The organism is Pseudomonas sp. B37(2017) (assembly GCF_002112885.1).
Taxonomy (GTDB): domain Bacteria; phylum Pseudomonadota; class Gammaproteobacteria; order Pseudomonadales; family Pseudomonadaceae; genus Aquipseudomonas; species Aquipseudomonas paraglycinae.
In genome coordinates, this window is sequence record NZ_NEIX01000005.1 from 181013 (window position 1) to 200040 (window position 19028).

A 19028-nucleotide genomic window follows, 5' to 3' on the forward strand; every position below is an offset into this window, starting at 1 on the left:
ACCGCAGGACTATGACTGGTCCCCTGCGGCCTTCCTGGTCACCCGGCGATATCGCGAATGGCGATCTCGCTCATGATGCGTTCCAGCACCTGATCGATGGACAACTCCGTGGAATCCAGCTGTATGGCGTCAGCCGCCGGCTTGAGCGGGGCCACCGCTCGCTGGGTATCACGCTCGTCGCGCGCACGGATCTCATCTAGCAGACTCGACAGACTAACACCCTCGACTTTGCCCTTCAACTGCAAATATCGACGGCGAGCCCGCTCCTCGGCACTGGCGGTGAGGAAAATCTTCAGGGGCGCATTCGGAAAAACCACCGTGCCCATGTCCCGACCATCGGCCACCAGGCCCGGGGTTTCCTGGAAAGCACGCTGGCGCTGCAGCAGCGCCTCGCGCACGGCCGGCAATGCAGCCACCTGAGAAGCGCCGGAACCGACGCTTTCAGTACGGATGACATCGCTGACTTCGTCACCTTCCAGAATGATGCGTTGCAGTTGACCGTCGGTCGCCGCGATGAACTGCACATCCAGATGAGCGGCCAGTTTCTTCAGCAGCTCTTCATTGGTCAGGTCGACACCATGGTTGTGCGCAGCAAACGCCAAAAGGCGATACAGCGCACCGGAATCCAGCAGGTTCCAGCCCAGACGCTTGGCCAGAATCCCGGCTACGGTGCCTTTGCCCGAGCCGCTTGGCCCATCGATGGTGATGACCGGTGCAATGTTGTTCACGACTGAGCCTCTTGCGCCACACGAATGCCGACCTGTGCGCACAGCGCCAGGAAGTTCGGGAACGATGTCGCGACATTGGCGCAGTCATGGATGCGGATCGGTGCCGTGGCGCGCAGCGAGGCCACGCTGAAAGCCATCGCGATGCGGTGATCGCCATGACCATGCACTTCGCCGCCGCCGATCTGGCCGCCGTCGATGATGATGCCGTCCGGAGTCGGTTCACATTTGACGCCCAGCGCCAGCAGACCGTCCGCCATGACCTGGATACGGTCCGACTCCTTGACCCGCAATTCTTCGGCGCCGGTCAGCACGGTGCGCCCTTCGGCACAGGCCGCGGCCACGAACAGCACCGGGAATTCATCGATGGCCAATGGAACCAGCGCTTCCGGAATCTCGATACCCTTGAGTTTAGCCGCTCGCACGCGCAGGTCGGCAACCGGTTCGCCGCCCACTTCACGCTGGTTTTCCAGAGTGATGTCTGCGCCCATCAGGCGCAGAATGTCGATCACGCCGGTACGGGTCGGGTTGATGCCGACGTGTTCGAGCACCAGCTCCGAACCTTCGGCGATCGACGCGGCCACCAGGAAGAATGCCGAAGACGAGATGTCGCCCGGCACTTCGATGTGGGTCGCAGCCAGCTTGCCGCCGGACTCAACCGATGCCGTGGCACCATTGACGCTCACCGGGTAGCCGAAGCCGCGCAGCATGCGCTCGGTGTGGTCACGAGTCGGGGCCGGCTCGGTGACGGTGGTCTTGCCTTCGGCGTACAGACCCGCCAGCAGCAGGCAGGACTTAACCTGGGCACTGGCCATCGGCATCGTGTAGGTCAGGCCTTTGAGCTTGTGACCGCCACGGATGGTCATCGGTGGACGACCTTCGGCAGCGGTTTCGATCACGGCGCCCATTTCCCGCAGCGGGTTGGCGACGCGATTCATCGGACGCTTGGACAGCGACGCATCGCCGGTCAGGGTACTGTCGAAGTCCTGCGCGGCCAGCAGGCCGGACAGCAGGCGCATCGAAGTGCCGGAGTTGCCCAGATAGATCGGGCCCGGCGCAGGCTTCAGACCGTGCAGGCCGACACCGTGGATGGTCACGCGGCCGTGATGCGGGCCTTCGATGACCACGCCCATGTCGCGGAACGCCTGCAAGGTCGCCAGGGCGTCTTCGCCCTCGAGGAAGCCTTCGACTTCGGTGACGCCTTCAGCCAGGGAACCGAGCATGATCGAACGGTGGGAAATCGATTTGTCACCCGGTACGCGAATCCGACCGGACAGGCGGCCACCAGGTTGAGCCAGGAAAATCAGATCGTTGGAATTCATAGCGTCCACATAGGCCCTGCGGGCCAGGATTTTACTGAAATGCTCGCGGGCAACCCGGGCGCGCGTGAAGACGCCCAACAATTGGTGCCCATCCCCTGCATCGACCGCGTCGCGCAAGGCGTCGAGGTCGCTGCGAAATGTATCGAGTGTGCGCAGGACAGCCTCGCGATTGGCGAGAAAGATGTCATGCCACATGACCGGGTCGCTTCCGGCGATTCTTGTGAAATCACGGAAACCGCCCGCAGCGTAACGGAAGATCTCAAGGTTTTCATTGCGCTTGGCCAGCGAATCGACCAGACCGAAGGCCAGCAGGTGCGGCAGATGACTGGTCGCGGCCAGCACTTCATCGTGACGCTCGACCTGCATGTGCTCTACATCGGCGCCCAGCTCGCGCCATAAACGATCAACCACCGCCAGGGCAGCCGGATCGGTCTGCTCCAGCGGGGTCAGAATCACTTTATGACGGCGGAACAGCTCTGAGTTGGAGGCTTCCACCCCGCTCTGCTCGGAGCCGGCAATCGGATGGCCCGGCACGAAACGCGCCGGCATGCCACCGAACGCTTCGGTCGCCGCACGCACCACATTGCCCTTGGCGCTGCCGACATCCGTGAGGATCGCCTGCCCCAGATCCATGCTGGCCAGACGGGCCAGCACTTTTTCCATGGCCAGGATCGGCACCGCCAACTGGACCACGTCCGCGCCCTGGCAAGCCGCCACCAGGTCGTCTTCGCAGCGATCCACCACGCCCAACTCGACCGCCAGCTTGCGCGATTGCGGGTCGAGATCGACCCCGACCACTTCGCGACACACGCCGCTTTCACGCAAGCCTTTGGCAAACGAACCACCGATCAACCCCAGACCGACCACCACCAGGCGCCCGATCATAGGTGCAGCAGATTGCAGCGCAGTGACATCACCCACGAGCCAGAACCTTGCGCAGCGCTTCGAGGAAGCGGCTGTTTTCCGCCGGCAGACCGATGGTCACCCGCAGATGGTTCGGCATGCCGTAGTTGGCCACCGGACGCACGATCACGCCTTCGCGCAGCAGACCCTGGAACACCGGAGCCGCCACCTGACCGAGATCGACACAGATAAAGTTGCCCTTGGACGGAATCCAGCTCAGGCCCAGCTCGCGGAAACCCGCTTCCAGCTGTTGCATGCCGGATTCATTGAGCTGACGGCTCTGCGCCAGATATTCCTCGTCCTTCAGCGCCGCACATGCCGCGGCCAAGGCCAGGCTGTTGACGTTGAACGGCTGGCGTACACGGTTCAGCACGTCCGCCACCACCGGGGTGGACAAGCCGTAACCAACGCGCAGCGCCGCCAGACCGTAGGCCTTGGAGAACGTGCGCGAGACCAGCAGGTTCGGATAAGCCGCGAGGAAATCCAGACCGTCCGGCAGATCGCTGCCTTCGGCGTATTCGATGTAAGCCTCGTCCAGAACAACCAGCACATGCTCCGGCACGTCCTGCAGGAACTCGTCCAGAGCTTGGGCGCCGAACCAGGTGCCGGTCGGATTGTTCGGGTTGGCGATGAACACGACACGGGTGTTGGCGTCGATGGCCGCCAGCATCGCCGGCAGGTCATGACCCCAATCCTTGGCCGGAACGACCTTGGCCTGAGCGCCGACCGCCTGGGTCGCGATCGGGTAGACCGCGAACGCGTGCTCGCTGAACACGGCATTCAGGCCCGGCGCCAGATAGGCGCGCGCCACCAGTTCGAGAATGTCGTTGGAGCCGTTGCCCAGGGTCACCTGGTTCAGCTCGACACGGCACTGCTCGGCCAGCAGGGATTTCAGGGCAAAACCGTTGCCGTCCGGATAACGGGTCAGCTCGTCCAGCGCTTCGCGGATCGCGGCCAGCGCTTTCGGGCTCGCGCCCAACGGGTTTTCGTTGCTCGCCAGCTTGACGATGCTTGCCGGATCCAGGTCCAGCTCGCGCGCCAGTTCGTCCACGGGCTTGCCCGGCACGTATGGCGAAAGTTGTTGCACGCCCGGCTGTGCCAGAGCGAGGAAGTTGCCACTCATTGCTACCACCCCTTAAAGAACTGCTTTCGGGTAGGAACCCAGCACCTTGAGTGCTACTGCTTCCTGACTGATCTTTTCCAGTACACCTTTGATCAGCGGATCACGGTGATGACCGACGAAGTCGATGAAGAACACGTAGGTCCATTTGCCGCTGCGCGACGGACGGGTTTCGATCCGGGTCAGGTCGATCCCGTTGTCATGGAACGGCACCAGCAGCTCATGGAGCGCGCCGGGCTTGTTGCTCATGGATACGATGATCGAAGTCTTGTCGTCGCCGGTCGGCGGCACTTCCTGGTTACCGATCATCAGGAAGCGCGTGGAGTTGTCCGGACGATCTTCGATCTTCTCGGCAAGACGGGTCAGGCCATACAGCCCGGCTGCCATGTCACCGGCGATCGCTGCCGAGTTCCACTCACCCTTGACCCGCTTGGCCGCTTCGGCGTTGCTGGAAACCGCCACACGCTCGACATTCGGGTAATGGGCGTCCAGCCACTTGCGGCACTGGGCCAGCGACTGGGCATGGGAATAGATGCGGCTGATGCTGTCGGTCTTGGTGTTTTCACCGACCAACAGATGATGGTGAATCCGCAGCTCGACTTCGCCGCAGATCACCATGTCGTGCTCGAGGAAGCTGTCGAGGGTGTGGTTGACCGCGCCTTCGGTGGAGTTCTCTACCGGCACCACGCCAAAGTTCACCGCACCGGCCGCCACTTCACGGAACACTTCGTCGATCGCCGCCATCGGCTTGCTGATCACCGCGTGACCGAAGTGCTTCATGGCCGCCGCCTGGGTGAAAGTACCTTCCGGACCGAGATAAGCCACTTTCAGCGGGTTCTCGAGGGCCAGGCACGAAGACATGATTTCGCGGAACAAGCGCGCCATCTCTTCGTTGCCCAGCGGCCCCTTGTTGCGCTCCATCACGCGCTTGAGGACCTGCGCCTCACGCTCGGGGCGATAGAACACCGGCTGCTCGCCTTCGGCCAGGCTGGCCATTTTGACCCGGGCAACTTCTTCGGCGCAGCGCGCGCGATCACTGATCAGCTGGAGGATCTTCTCATCCAGGTTATCGATGCGAACGCGCAGCGCCTTGAGCTCCTGCTCGGACATCAGGAATGCTCCTTCTCGAATTCAGCCATGTAGCCAACCAGCGCTTCGACGGCGTCCAGACCCAGGGCGTTGTAGATCGAGGCACGCATGCCGCCCACCGAACGATGGCCCTTGAGGTTGAGCAAGCCACGGGCGTCGGCACCGGCCAGGAACGCCTTGTCCAGGCGTTCGTCAGCCAGACGGAACGGCACGTTCATCCACGAGCGGGCGTTGACGCTGATCGGGTTTGTATAGAAGTCACTGTTGTCGATGAAGCCGTACAGGCGATCTTTCTTCGCCTTGTTGCGCTGCTCCATCGCGGCGACGCCGCCCTGCTCCTTCAGCCACTCGAAGACCAGGCCCGAGAGGTACCAGGAATAGGTGGCCGGGGTGTTGTACATCGAGCCGTTATCGGCGGAGATCTTGTAGTCGAGCATGGTCGGGCACGAACTGCGGGCGCGACCCAGCAGGTCTTCACGGACGATCACCACGACCAGACCGCTCGGGCCGATGTTCTTCTGCGCGCCGGCGTAGATCAGGCCGTACTGCGACACATCGATCGGACGCGAGAGGATATCGGAGGACATGTCGACCACCAGCGGAACGTCACCGGCCTCGGGAACCCAGTCGAACTGCAGGCCGCCGATGGTTTCGTTGGACGCATAGTGCAGATAGGCCGCACCCGGGGTCAGCTTCCACTCGTTCTGGCCAGGAATGGTCAGGTAATCATAAGGCTTGGCGCTGGCAGCAACGTTGATGTTGCCGAAGCGACGCGCTTCCTCGATGGCTTTTTTCGACCAGATGCCGGTTTCGACATAGTCGGCAGTGCCGTTCTCGGGCAGCAGGTTCAGCGGAATCTCGGCGAACTGTTGGCTCGCACCGCCCTGCAGGAACAACACTTTGTAATTGGAGGGGATGGACAGCAGGTCGCGCAGGTCTTGTTCGGCCTTCTCGGCGATGGCCACGTAGTCATCACTGCGATGGCTCATTTCCATGACCGACAGACCCTTGCCGTGCCAGTCGAGCATCTCGGACTGGGCACGCAACAGGACAGCTTCAGGCAGCGCAGCGGGACCTGCGCAGAAGTTAAAGGCTCGTTTGCTCACATCCACTCTCGCTATGCAATCACGGTAGCGGACAGAGCAAACACTCTGCCCTGCTACGATTTGGTTAGTCTTGCGACTCTTTTTCGTCTGCGGCGTCCGCCTGCAGGTTATCGACCGCATCGTCCGGTTCGGCGCCGATCACGCCTTCTTCCAGCTCGACACTTTCTTCACCTTCAAACTCTTCACCCTCGACTTCCGACGGCTCCTGGACCCGCTCCAGACCGACCAGGGTTTCATCCTTGGCCAGCTTGATCAGGGTCACGCCCTGGGTGTTACGACCCAGACTGGAAACTTCGTCGACACGGGTACGCACCAGCGTGCCCTGGTCGGAAATCAGCATGATCTCCTCGCCGTCGAGCACCTGAACCGCACCGACCAGACGGCCGTTACGCTCGTTGCTGACCATGGCGATCACGCCCTGGCCGCCACGTTTGTACTCAGGGAACTCGGTGATCGCGGTGCGCTTGCCGTAGCCACGCTCGGAAGCGGTAAGGATCTGGCTGCCTTCTTCCGGGATCAGCATCGAAATCAGCTTCTGCCCTTCCGGCAGACGCATGCCGCGCACACCGCGGGCGGTACGGCCCATGGCACGCACGTCGGATTCCTTGAAGCGGGTGACCTTGCCGCCGTCGGAGAACAGCATCACTTCACGCTCGCCATCGGTGATGGCCGCGGAGATCAGCACGTCGCCTTCGTCCAGCTCCAGCGCGATCAGACCGACGCTGCGCTGACGACTGAAGGATTCCAGCGGTGTCTTCTTCACGGTGCCGTTGGCGGTAGCCATGAAGATGTAGTGACCTTCGGTGTATTCCTCGACCGGCAGCATGGTGGTGATGTATTCACCGTCATCCAGCGGCAGCAGGTTGACCAGCGGACGACCACGGGCGGCGCGGGACGCTTCCGGAATTTCGTAGGTCTTCAGCCAGTACACCTTGCCCTTGCTGGAGAACAGCAGCAGCGTGGTGTGGCTGTTGGCGACCAGCAGGTGAGCGATGTAGTCCTCATCCTTCACGCCGGTGGCCGATTTGCCTTTACCGCCACGACGCTGGGCCTGGTACGCAGCCAGCGGCTGGGTCTTGGCATAGCCACCGTGGGAGATGGTCACGACGCGCTCTTCTTCCGGGATCATGTCGCCCAGGGTCAGGTCGAGACGGGCATCGAGGATTTCGGTGCGGCGCACGTCGCCGTATTCGGCGCGGATCACTTCCAGCTCTTCGCGGATCACTTCCATCAGGCGCACGGCGCTGTTGAGGATACGGATCAGCTCGCCGATCTGGTTGAGGATCTCTTGATACTCGGCCAGCAGTTTTTCGTGTTCCAGACCGGTCAGACGGTGCAGACGCAGTTCCAGAATGGCTTGCGCCTGTTCTGGCGACAGGAAGTACTTGCCTTCACGCAGACCGTATTGCGGATCGAGGTTTTCCGGACGGCACGAATCGGCACCGGCACGCTCCACCATCGCCACCACAGCCGAGGATTCCCACGGCGTGCTGACCAGCGCTTCCTTGGCTTCCGACGGCGTCGGCGAAGCCTTGATCAGGGCGATCACCGGGTCGATGTTCGACAGGGCAACGGCCTGACCTTCGAGGATGTGACCACGCTCGCGCGCCTTGCGCAGTTCGAACACGGTACGGCGGGTAACCACTTCGCGACGGTGACGGACGAAGGCTTCCAGCAGGTCCTTGAGATTCAGGATCCGCGGACGGCCGTCGATCAGCGCAACGATGTTGATGCCGAATACCGATTGCAGCTGGGTCTGGGCGTAGAGGTTGTTGAGGATCACCTCAGGCACTTCGCCGCGACGCAGTTCGATCACGACGCGCATACCGTCCTTGTCGGACTCGTCGCGCAGTTCGGTGATGCCTTCGAGTTTCTTCTCTTTTACCAGCTCGGCGATCTTCTCGATCAGACGCGCCTTGTTCAACTGGTAAGGGAGTTCGGTGATGACGATCTGCTGACGGCCACCGACCTTGTCGATGTCTTCGATGATCGAGCGGGCACGCATGTAAATGCGACCGCGGCCGGTGCGGTAGGCTTCGATGATGCCGGCGCGACCGTTGATGATCGCGGCAGTCGGGAAGTCCGGACCGGGAATGTATTGCATCAGCTCATCGACGGTCAGCTCGGGGTTGTCGATGAGGGCCAGGCAACCGTCGATGACTTCACCGAGGTTGTGCGGCGGAATGTTGGTCGCCATGCCCACGGCGATACCGCTGGAGCCGTTGACCAGCAGGTTCGGAACGCGGGTCGGCATGACTGCCGGGATCAGCTCGGTGCCGTCGTAGTTCGGCACCCAGTCCACGGTTTCCTTGTGCAGGTCGGCCAGCAGCTCGTGCGCCAGCTTGGTCATGCGCACTTCGGTGTATCGCATGGCCGCGGCGTTGTCGCCGTCCACCGAACCGAAGTTGCCCTGGCCGTCGACCAGCAGGTAACGCAGGGAGAAAGGCTGCGCCATGCGGACGATGGTGTCGTACACCGCGGTATCACCGTGCGGGTGATACTTACCGATCACGTCACCAACGACACGGGCAGATTTCTTGTACGGCTTGTTGAAGTCGTTGCCCAGCTCGCTCATCGCGAACAGCACGCGACGGTGCACGGGCTTCAAGCCATCGCGCGCATCCGGCAGTGCACGGCCGACGATCACGCTCATCGCGTAGTCGAGATAGGACTGTTTCAGCTCGTCTTCGATATTGACCGGGAGGATTTCTTTGGCCAGTTCGCCCATGAGAAGCCTGATTCCTTTTTCTGGTGAAACTTCGCCATATCCATAGGGGACGCACGAAGCTCGTCGATGCAGGCCGAGTGCCATGCGCCGACTTACGACAAATCGACAAGTTGACCCTGGATTTGCGCAGTGAAGACAACCCCGTGGGACTGCCTCGGAAAACGCCGGATGTTATCACAAGAGCCGCCACGCACCTATCCCCCAGATGCGCATGGAGCATAGTTAGATGACCGATGACAGGCTTAACGGGGACGAGAGAGGCTCAGAGCTTCCCTGAATGCAAATTTCGGGACGAAATTGCGGATGTTTATTGACTTTCAAGGCCCCATCGCGAGCAGGCTCGCTCCCACAAGGTTCTGTGGCGATCACAAAACCTGTGGGAGCGAGCCTGCTCGCGAAGAGGACAACGCGGACATCAAGCCAATCAATGCAAGCGCTTGCGGCACATCAACTGCGCCATCTTCGCGGTGTCCGGGCGCTCGACGATGCCTTTTTCGGTGACGATCGCATCGATCAGATCTGCCGGGGTTACGTCAAACACAGGGTTGAACGCTTCAACGTCAGCCCCGACGCGCTTGCCGCCAACCTCCAGCAACTCGGCGCCGTCGCGCTCTTCGATCGGAATGTCATCACCGCTGGCCAAATTCATGTCGATGGTCGAACTCGGTGCCACCACCATGAAACGCACGCCGTGGTGCATGGCGTTGACCGCCAGTTGATAGGTGCCGATCTTGTTCGCCACGTCGCCATTGGCGGTGATCCGGTCGGCGCCGACGATCACCCAGGTCACACCTTTGGTTTTCATGATGTGCGCAGCGGCGGAGTCAGCGTTCAGGGTCACCGGAATGCCTTCGTTGGCCAGTTCCCACGCGGTCAGGCGCGAGCCTTGCAGCCACGGCCGGGTCTCATCGGCGTAAACACGTTCGACCATGCCTTCGATGAACGCCGCGCGAATGACTCCGAGCGCCGTACCGAAACCGCCGGTGGCCAGGGCGCCGGTGTTGCAGTGAGTGAGAATCGCCTGGGCATTGCCCTGATGCTTGCGGATCAGGTCGACGCCGAGCTGGGCCATGGTCAGGTTGGCTTCGCGATCGCTTTCATGAATCGCGATGGCTTCAGCTTCCAGCGCCGCCAGCGGATCGGCGTTTTCCTTCAAACGGTCCAGCCGGTCGTGCATGCGGTTCAACGCCCAGAACAGGTTCACCGCGGTCGGCCGGGAATCGGCCAGCAGCATGAAATCCTCTTCCAGCGACGCGTACCAGTCGCCGCCCTCGGCAATCCGGGCACGGGCTGCCAATACGATGCCGTAGGCGGCACTGATGCCGATGGCCGGCGCACCGCGCACCACCATCGAACGAATTGCCTCGGCCACGCCGGCGGCGCTGGTGTAGGCGATCCAGTTTTCCTCGAACGGCAAAACGCGCTGATCCAGCAGGTGGAGCGCGCCATCACGCCAATCGATGGCCTTTACTTTCTCAGCAGCCAACAGTCGATCGCGCATCCCTCACCCCGCACTCATGAACAAAAGCCGCCGATTATAGCGATCCCCCCGCGAAGACGCTCGGGTATACTTCGCCATCCTTTACAAAAGCACTGGAACCGACCCTCGATGCCGAAACCTGCCATTGCGCTCGACTTATTATTGCTGCCGACCTGGCTGGTACCCGTCGAACCCGCAGGCGTTGTGCTCAAGGAGCATGGCCTGGGCATCCGCGACGGTCGCATCGTGTTTATCGGCCCGCGTGCCGAAGCGCTGAAGTGTAACGCCGCCGAAGTCCGCGAACTGCCGGACGTTCTGCTCAGCCCCGGCCTGATCAACGCCCACGGCCACGCGGCAATGACGCTGTTCCGTGGCCTGGCCGACGATCTGCCGCTGATGACCTGGCTGGAGAACCACATCTGGCCGGCCGAGGGCAAATGGGTCAATGAAGATTTTGTGCGTGACGGCACCGATCTGGCCATCGCCGAGCAGATAAAAGGTGGCATCACCTGTTTTTCCGACATGTACTTCTTCCCGAAGGTTGCCAGCGAGCGCGTACACAACAGCGGAATCCGTGCACAGATCGCGATTCCGATCCTCGACTTCCCGATTCCGGGTGCCGCCAGCGCCGATGAAGCCATTCGTCAGGGCGTTGAACTGTTCGGCGACCTGAAGCATCACGAGCGCATCAAGATCACTTTCGGCCCTCATGCACCCTACACCGTGGGCGACGAGAACCTGGAAAAAATCCGCGTGATCGCCGAAGAGCTGGATGCGTCGATCCACATGCACGTCCACGAAACCGCGTTCGAAGTGCAGCAAGCGGTCGAACAGCGCGGCGAACGCCCGCTGGCCCGCCTCGGTCGCCTCGGTCTGCTGGGCCCGCGCTTCCAGGCCGTGCACATGACCCAGATCAGCGATGACGACCTGGCGTTGCTGGTAGAAAGCAACACCAGTGTGATCCATTGCCCGGAGTCGAACCTGAAACTGGCCAGCGGCTTCTGCCCGGTGGAGCGCCTGTGGCAGGCCGGGGTCAATGTCGCGGTCGGCACCGATGGCGCCGCGAGCAACAATGACCTGGACCTGCTGGGTGAAACCCGCACTGCCGCCCTGCTGGCCAAAGCCGTCGCCGGCTCGGCCACCGCGCTGGACGCCCACCGGGCGCTGCGCATGGCCACGCTCAATGGCGCGCGAGCCCTGGGGATCGAAGCCGAGACCGGCTCGCTGGAGCTCGGCAAGGCAGCCGACATCGTCGCCTTCGACCTGTCCGGCCTTGCGCAACAACCGGTCTATGACCCGGTTTCGCAGCTTATATACGCCACCGGTCGCGACTGCGTGAAACACCTGTGGGTCGCTGGCAAGCAGTTGCTCGACGACCGCCGCCTGACCCGACTGGACGAACAACAGCTCGGCGAAACCGCCCGGGCCTGGGGCCGACGCATCAGCGGCCACACCGAATCGTAAACACCCCGGAGCAAACTCCGGGGCTACAGCCTTTTTCAAGTTTTAGAGGATTGAATCATGAGCAACGTCGACCACGCCGAAATCGCCAAATTCGAAGCCCTGGCCCATCGCTGGTGGGACCGCGAAAGCGAGTTCAAACCGCTGCACGACATCAACCCGCTGCGGGTCAACTGGATTGACGAGCGCGTCAACCTGGCTGGCAAGAAGGTTCTGGACGTCGGTTGCGGCGGCGGCATTCTCAGCGAAGCCATGGCCCAGCGCGGCGCAACCGTGACCGGCATCGACATGGGCGAAGCACCGCTGGCTGTCGCGCAGCTGCATCAGCTGGAGTCCGGCGTGAACGTCGAATACCGCCAGATCACCGCCGAAGCCCTGGCCGAAGAAATGCCCGAGCAGTTCGACGTCGTCACCTGCCTGGAAATGCTCGAGCACGTACCGGACCCGTCCTCGGTGATCCGCGCCTGCTTCCGCATGGTCAAGCCCGGCGGCCAGGTATTCTTCTCCACCATCAACCGCAACCCGAAGGCGTACCTGTTCGCCATCGTCGGCGCCGAATACATCATGAAGCTGCTGCCGCGCGGCACTCACGACTTCAAGAAATTCATCCGCCCGTCCGAGCTGGGCGCCTGGAGCCGCATGGCCGGCCTGACCGTCAAGGACATCATCGGCCTGACCTACAACCCGCTGACCAAGCACTACAAACTGGCGGCGGACGTTGACGTCAACTACATGATCCAGACCCTGCGCGAGGAGTAAGCCGATGGCCATCAGAGCAGTCCTTTTCGACATGGACGGCACTCTGCTCGACACCGCGCCGGACTTCATCGCCATTTGCCAGGCGATGCGCGCGGATCGTGGCTTGCCTCCAATCAACGACAAGCACATCCGCGACGAAATCTCCGGCGGCGCCAAGGCCATGGTCGCGGTGACGTTCTCGATGGACCCGGAGTCGCCGGGCTTCGAGGAATTGCGTCTGGAGTTCCTCGAGCGCTATCTGGTGGGCTGCGCCGTGCACAGCAAGCTGTTCGACGGCATGGGCGAATTGCTGGCCGACATCGAGAAAGCCCATCTGGTCTGGGGCGTAGTCACCAACAAGCCGCTGCGCTTCGCCGAGCCGATCATGCAGCAACTGGGGTTGGCCGAGCGCTCGGCGCTGCTGATCTGCCCGGATCACGTGAAAAACAGCAAGCCGGATCCCGAGATGCTGACCCTTGCCTGCAAGATGCTTGATCTCGATCCGTCGACCGTTCTGTTTATCGGCGATGATCTGCGCGATATCGAATCCGGCCGTGACGCCGGCACCAAAACCGCTGCCGTGACCTATGGCTACATTCACCCCGACGACAACCCTCGTCATTGGGGCGCGGACGTGGTGGTGGATCATCCGCTGGAGTTGCGCAAGGTGCTCGACAACGCGCTGTGCAGTTGCTGAGTGGTGCTGCAAAGCGACCATCGCTGCATTCCCGCGCAAGACGTGGGAACGATCAGAAGTTAATGGATTAGAGGTTTCTTATGTTTGATTACTCCGCTCGCCCCGAATTGCTCAAGGATCGGGTCATTCTGGTCACCGGTGCCGGTCGCGGCATCGGCGCGGCTGCCGCCAAGACTTACGCCGCCCACGGCGCGACCGTGCTGTTGCTGGGCAAGACCGAAGCCAACCTGACCCAGGTCTACGACGAGATCGAAGCGGCCGGGCATCCGCAGCCGGCCGTGATCCCGTTCAACCTCGAAACCGCCCTGCCCCATCAATACGATGAGCTGGCGGCGATGATCGAGACCGAGTTCGGCCACCTCGACGGCCTGCTGCACAACGCCTCGATCATCGGCCCGCGCACGCCGATCGAGCAGTTGTCCGGTGAAAACTTCATGCGCGTCATGCAGGTCAACGTCAACGCGATGTTCATGCTGACCAGCACCCTGCTGCCGCTGCTCAAACTGTCGCAGGACGCCTCGGTGGTGTTCACCTCCAGCAGCGTCGGGCGCAAGGGCCGCGCTTACTGGGGCGCCTATGGTGTGTCCAAGTTCGCCACCGAAGGCCTGATGCAAACCCTCGCCGACGAAGTCGAAAACGTCGCTCCGGTGCGCTCCAACAGCATCAACCCGGGCGCCACCCGCACCAGCATGCGCGCCCAGGCTTACCCGGGTGAAAACCCGCTGAACAACCCGACTCCGGAAGAGATCATGCCGGTCTATCTGTACCTGATGGGCCCCGACAGCACCGGTATCAATGGCCAGGCCTTCAACGCCCAGTAATGCCATACGTCGCATTTGTTGCCGTGGCGGAATACCGTCGCGGCATGCAATTGCCGCTTTGAGCGCGGCAAATTCAGTCAAATAACCACCGCCCCTCTTTCCGCGAAAATCTTAAGCCATTGATTCAAAACGGTTTTAATAAAATATGAACCGTATGGCACGACTTTCGCTCTACATTTCCTCAAAGCACGCCGTGTGAAGGCAGTCGGGCAAGGCCTGATTCGATAGCTGACTAATCGTCATCGGGCAGACTAAACTTACGCCAAATGTCCTACGGGACTGATGGATCAGTATGACGCGCAGCCCATAGCCGCTCTCACCCAGCCTGTAAGACAGACTTACTGCTTAGGGGCTCACGCCATATGAAATCACCCTCCCAGACCACTGCAATTGACTTCGACAGTGCCAAATTGCAACGCCTGGGCTTTGGTCAGCAGCCGCCCCTCCTGGCGCGACCTGTCAGCCTAGCGCAATTGCGCCAGCAAATGAGCCTGCAACTGCAAACCAGCCTTGAGCCTCAACGCATCCTCGGTCTGTTTTTCCGCGAAGTTCAGCGCCTGGTGCCGCTGGACGCCTTGACCTACGTGCACAACGGCAGCGACCTGCGCCTGGAATTCGGCGCCCGCGGCCATCACTCGGCCAGCTATAGCCTGAGCCACGAAGGCGAGCACATGGGTGAACTGGTGTTCCGCCGTAACCAGCGCTTCAGCGAACAGGAACTGGGCAATCTCGAATCACTGTTGTCGGCCCTGTTGTATCCGATGCGCAATGCGCTGCTGTACCGCGCAGCCACGCAAAGCGCGCTGCGTGATCCGCTGACCGGTGCCGGCAACCGCATTGCCATGGAGCAGACGCTGCTGCGCGAGATCGAGATGTCCCGCCGGCACCTGCAACCGCTGTCGTTGCTGATGCTGGACATCGACCATTTCAAACAGGTCAACGACCTCCATGGCCACAGCGCCGGCGACGACGTGCTCAAAGCCGTGGCGGCATCGATCAAGGGCCAGTTGCGCAATGTCGACATGGTGTTCCGTTATGGCGGGGAAGAGTTTCTGATCCTGCTGTCCAACACCGGTCGCGATGCGGCCGCCATGGTCGGCGAGCGCCTGCGTCAGGCAGCGCAGGCCCAGGATTACTACGCCAATAATCAATTGATCGAACTGACCGTGAGCCTCGGCTGCTCGACCCTGTTGCCGGGCGAATCCGCCGACAGCCTGCTGCGCCGCGCCGACAGCGCGCTGTATGTCGCCAAGCGCGAGGGCCGCAATCGCCTGACCATGGCGGGCTGACTATTCGCCGCCAACAAAAAACGGGAGCCAAGGCTCCCGTTTTTTTATGGATGTCGCCGAAATCAGCTTTCGACCAGCGCCCGACGTTCACGCCCGACTAACACCCGCTCCGACAGTTCGAGCTGCATGCAGCGTTCGAGGAACAGGTACATGTAGTCGTAACTCTTGCAGATCGCCTGTCGCAGCTCCGCCTGCAAGGCTTTGCTCGGGTTCAACCCGGCCAGGGTGCAGATGATCTCCAGCGCCTCCCACGGATGGGCATCATCGTACTGGGCGTGCATCTTCAGCCACTTCATGGCCCGCTTTCGATCTTCCTCAGGGAAGGCCGCGGCGTAGACCCCCGTCGAACACACCAGCGCCGACCACTCCCCGGTCGCGCCTTCGATGGCGTAATTGGTGGCCGCGATGGCCACGATCAGTGAATCCGCCGAACTGGTGTGCCAGCACCAGTGGCTCAGGGCGTGCAACTCCGGTGGCACTTGCTGCGCTTGCAGGTCTTCCAGGCTCACCCCATGGGCCCGGCTCCAGTGCAGCCAGTAATCGGCGTGGTTGAGTTCGACGCGGATATTGCGCATCAACCAGCGCCGCGCCATGTCTTCACCCGGATGACGGGCGAATTTGGTCTTGGTGAGATTCTGCGCCATGTACAACGCGAATTGCTCAACGACGGGCCAGCCCCCGATCAGGTACTGGCGCATGGTTTTGGCGCTGAGCTTGTTATCACGCATGCGCAGATAAAGTTCATGTTCGACAACCCGGCGTTTGCTCTCGCTGCAATCCTGGATCAACTGTTGCGCCCAGGCGGGATAACTTGCAGCTTCCATGAGTGGTCCGGTTCGGTTGAATGTGTCGATCACTGTTCGGCTCCTTTTGATTTGTGATTGTACGGATCGGCAAGAGACTTCAACGGAACGTGCCAGGCGCCTTGAATAACAACGGCTGCGGTCTGGCGGGCCGACTTTGCAAACTGTCACAGGTAAACAACTGCGGACGCTCCACAACATAACCCTGAGCGTAATCCACGCCGATTTCAAGCAATGCCTGCTCGATCTGCGCTGTTTCGACAAACTCGGCAATTGTCTGCTTACCCATGACATGCCCGATGTGATTGATCACTTCGACCATTGCACGGTTAATCGGGTCGTCCAGCATATCCTTTACGAAACTCCCGTCGATCTTCAGGAAGTCTACAGGCAAATGTTTCAGATAAGCGAATGAAGACATTCCGGCACAAAAGTCATCGAGTGAGAAATAACAACCCAAGCCTTTGAGTTCATTAATAAATCTGATTGCACTCCCGAGATTTGCAATGGCACTGGTTTCTGTAATTTCAAAACAAATCATTTCAGGCGGTACGCCGTAGTTATCAAACTGCTCGCGTAGAAAGTGCAAAAACGCGTCATCTCCGATAGTAATGCCTGAAAGATTAATCGCACACATTGCCAGAGGGCCTTCGCACTCTTCGTTAATACATTGAGCAATAACCTTAAATACATTCTGCACAACCCAGCGATCCAGCGACGTCATCAAACCGTAACGTTCTGCCGCCGGTATGAAACTGTCCGGGAGAATCATACGGCCCGCTTCGTCATGCAGGCGCAGCAGAATTTCGATGTGCCCGCGGGTGCCACCGGCAACCGAACCCAGTGGGGCGATTTCCTGGGCGTAGAGACAGAACCGGTTTTCCTCCAGGGCCATGTGCAGGCGCTGCACCCAGGCCATTTCGCCGAAACGCAGGGACAGTTCCGAGTCGTCGGCGTGGTAGACCTGCACCCGGTTGCGGCCCTTTTCCTTGGCCATGTAGCAAGCCATGTCGGCGGCCCGCAACGAGGCCTCGAGGGTGGTCGGGTTCTGTGCGACGTGCACCAGACCAATGCTGACGGTGGTCAGGAACGGCCGTCCCTTCCAGACGAAATGCAGGTTCTGTACGGTCTGGCGCAAGCTCTCGGCGATCTTCTCGGCCGCCTCCGGTGCGCAGTTCTCCAGCAGGATGCCGAACTCATCGCCGCCCAGCCGCGCCAGGGTGTCGCCCTCACGCAAGCCTGATTGCAGCAACGCGCAGATATGGCGCAGCAACTCATCGCCTGCCGCGTGCCCGCAGGTGTCGTTGACCAGCTTGAACTGATCGAGATCGAGGAACATCAGCGCATGTCGCCCGGCCTGCCGCGTCAGGTTGTGCAGGGCCTGTTCGAGGCGGTATTCGAACTCGCGACGGTTGGCCAGGCCGGTCAGCGCATCGTGGGTGGCCTGCCACGACAGATTGGCGATGTATTGCCGCTCCTGAGTCATGTCATGCAGCACCAGCACCGTACCGCTGACCTTGCCGGCATTGCGGATCGGCGCGCCGACCAGGGTCACCGACACGGTGCTGCCGTCCAGCCGCTGAATCAGCTTCGAGTGTTCGCTGCCGCCGGTGAGCTGGCCGCTGAGAATGTGTTCGATCAGGGTCAGCCCTTCGGTCTGGGCGTTGTCATCCAGCAAGTTGAACAACGCCGCCAACGGCAGACCGGCAGCCTGCTCGGCCTTCCAGTGAGTCAACGCCTCGGCCGCCGGGTTCATGTAGTCGATCGCCCCGCTCACATCGGTGGTGATCACCCCGTCGCCAATCGAATGCAGGGTGACGTGGGCCCGATCCTTTTCCAGTTGCAGCGCTTCGGCGAAGGCATGCCGTTGCTTGAGCAACTTGCGGGTGCGCAGCAGCGCCAGCACGATCAGGCCCAGCGCGGTGGCGAGGTTGGTGAACAGCAGCAGCCGCAGAATCATCCGCGAGCCTTCACCCAAGGCATCGCTGAACGCCTTGGCGGCCGGGGTCACGCCGTCATTGATTGCAAAGATCCGGTCTTTCCAGCGGTGGATATCAGCCTCGGTGGCGGCATTGGCAGTGATACGTTGATGCATCTCCTGCGCCACGCCATCGAGCTCCACCAGATAGGCATCGCCCAGCGTCCAGCGGTCGATGGCGGTTTCCAGATAACTGAAGTGACGAAAGTTCAGATACAGCCAGATCAGGCTGGAAACATCATCCGGGTGGTTGCCACCCTTGAGAATGCCCTCACGCGCCGCCTGCAAGTCGGGCGGTTGCTTGTCCAGCGCCAGGCGCAATTGATGGCCGCCCTGAGGCACGGCAATGGCGTTCTGGTATTTAAGGTAAATCGCCTCGTCGCGACTGTCCGCGTAGAGATTGAGGTAATAGATCGCGTCTTTCTGGCCCTTGGACCAAAGGCTTTCACCAGCGACATAGCCGCGAACGGCCGACAGGACGTAAAGACTCACGCCCCCCAACAAGGCTTGAAACAACACGACGGCGATAAATGGCCAGACGATGCCCAGCAACCGAGGCGTTCCGAGAGTCCGCTTTTGCTTCATGGAGTTCCTTGCGTGGTCACTGCCTGATTGTCCGTCTCTATCAGACCAACCCCCAAAGACTAGGAGGCGTTCGGGTTTCCGGCAAGCGGCGGATCCGCCTCAGTTCAGGACAAACGCCGGATAGACATATGTACAGCCACGGTCGCTGGCGGCATCGATTTACTGGGCACTTCAGGTCTCCCC

Annotated in this window: 14 protein-coding genes; 5 read left to right on the forward strand and 9 right to left on the reverse strand. The window is 61.2% G+C overall.

Annotated elements, in window-relative coordinates; translation table 11 throughout:
• Window positions 1-38 precede the first annotated feature (38 nt).
• The 7 genes from cmk to mtnA all read right to left on the reverse strand — a co-directional run bounded on the left by cmk (window position 39) and on the right by mtnA (window position 10494).
• On the reverse strand, window positions 39-728 hold the full coding sequence (gene cmk, locus CAF90_RS15095) for a (d)CMP kinase (RefSeq protein ID WP_007950916.1): 690 nt from the start codon (window positions 726-728) through the stop codon (window positions 39-41).
• Complete coding sequence (locus tag CAF90_RS15100; protein ID WP_256578491.1) at window positions 725-2932, reverse strand: bifunctional prephenate dehydrogenase/3-phosphoshikimate 1-carboxyvinyltransferase; 2208 nt, start codon at window positions 2930-2932, stop codon at window positions 725-727. The genes cmk and CAF90_RS15100 overlap by 4 nt, the downstream gene beginning before the upstream one ends.
• A 28-nt stretch (window positions 2933-2960) precedes the next feature.
• Window positions 2961-4073, reverse strand: a complete 1113-nt coding sequence (gene hisC / locus CAF90_RS15105) for a histidinol-phosphate transaminase (RefSeq protein WP_085607235.1) — start codon at window positions 4071-4073, stop codon at window positions 2961-2963.
• 12 nt (window positions 4074-4085) lie between these two features.
• Window positions 4086-5180 (reverse strand): prephenate dehydratase, encoded by a 1095-nt coding sequence (gene pheA / locus CAF90_RS15110; protein WP_007950913.1) that lies wholly within the window; start codon window positions 5178-5180, stop codon window positions 4086-4088.
• Window positions 5180-6265: a 3-phosphoserine/phosphohydroxythreonine transaminase gene (serC, locus tag CAF90_RS15115; RefSeq protein ID WP_085607237.1), complete on the reverse strand. Its 1086-nt coding sequence runs from the start codon at window positions 6263-6265 to the stop codon at window positions 5180-5182. Before serC ends, pheA begins: the two co-directional genes overlap by 1 nt.
• 64 nt (window positions 6266-6329) lie before the next feature.
• Window positions 6330-8993: a DNA gyrase subunit A gene (gyrA, locus tag CAF90_RS15120; protein ID WP_085607239.1), complete on the reverse strand. Its 2664-nt coding sequence runs from the start codon at window positions 8991-8993 to the stop codon at window positions 6330-6332.
• 424 nt (window positions 8994-9417) lie between these two features.
• Window positions 9418-10494, reverse strand: a complete 1077-nt coding sequence (gene mtnA / locus CAF90_RS15125) for an S-methyl-5-thioribose-1-phosphate isomerase (RefSeq protein ID WP_007950910.1) — start codon at window positions 10492-10494, stop codon at window positions 9418-9420.
• Window positions 10495-10602: 108 nt separating this feature from the next.
• Here mtnA and CAF90_RS15130 point away from each other — a divergent pair, with 108 nt between their 5' ends.
• The 5 genes from CAF90_RS15130 to CAF90_RS15150 all read left to right on the forward strand — a co-directional run bounded on the left by CAF90_RS15130 (window position 10603) and on the right by CAF90_RS15150 (window position 15479).
• Window positions 10603-11937, forward strand: coding sequence for a TRZ/ATZ family hydrolase (locus CAF90_RS15130; RefSeq protein WP_085607241.1), 1335 nt, complete (start codon window positions 10603-10605; stop codon window positions 11935-11937).
• A 57-nt stretch (window positions 11938-11994) separates the two neighbouring features.
• Complete coding sequence (gene ubiG, locus CAF90_RS15135; RefSeq protein WP_007950906.1) at window positions 11995-12693, forward strand: bifunctional 2-polyprenyl-6-hydroxyphenol methylase/3-demethylubiquinol 3-O-methyltransferase UbiG; 699 nt, start codon at window positions 11995-11997, stop codon at window positions 12691-12693.
• Window positions 12694-12697: 4 nt separating this feature from the next.
• Entirely contained in the window at window positions 12698-13369 is a 672-nt protein-coding gene (gene mupP / locus CAF90_RS15140) for an N-acetylmuramic acid 6-phosphate phosphatase MupP (RefSeq protein ID WP_085607243.1), read from the forward strand.
• A gap of 80 nt (window positions 13370-13449) precedes the next feature.
• Window positions 13450-14190, forward strand: a complete 741-nt coding sequence (locus tag CAF90_RS15145) for a YciK family oxidoreductase (protein WP_007950904.1) — start codon at window positions 13450-13452, stop codon at window positions 14188-14190.
• A gap of 362 nt (window positions 14191-14552) precedes the next feature.
• A complete protein-coding gene (locus CAF90_RS15150; protein ID WP_007950903.1) occupies window positions 14553-15479 on the forward strand; it encodes a GGDEF domain-containing protein in 927 nt (308 codons plus the stop codon).
• 62 nt (window positions 15480-15541) lie between these two features.
• Here the strand turns inward: CAF90_RS15150 and CAF90_RS15155 are convergent, their stop codons facing one another.
• Window positions 15542-16336: a TenA family transcriptional regulator gene (locus CAF90_RS15155; protein ID WP_007950902.1), complete on the reverse strand. Its 795-nt coding sequence runs from the start codon at window positions 16334-16336 to the stop codon at window positions 15542-15544.
• A 46-nt stretch (window positions 16337-16382) separates the two neighbouring features.
• Window positions 16383-18845, reverse strand: a complete 2463-nt coding sequence (locus CAF90_RS15160; RefSeq protein WP_007950901.1) for an EAL domain-containing protein — start codon at window positions 18843-18845, stop codon at window positions 16383-16385.
• Window positions 18846-19028: the final 183 nt, after the last annotated feature.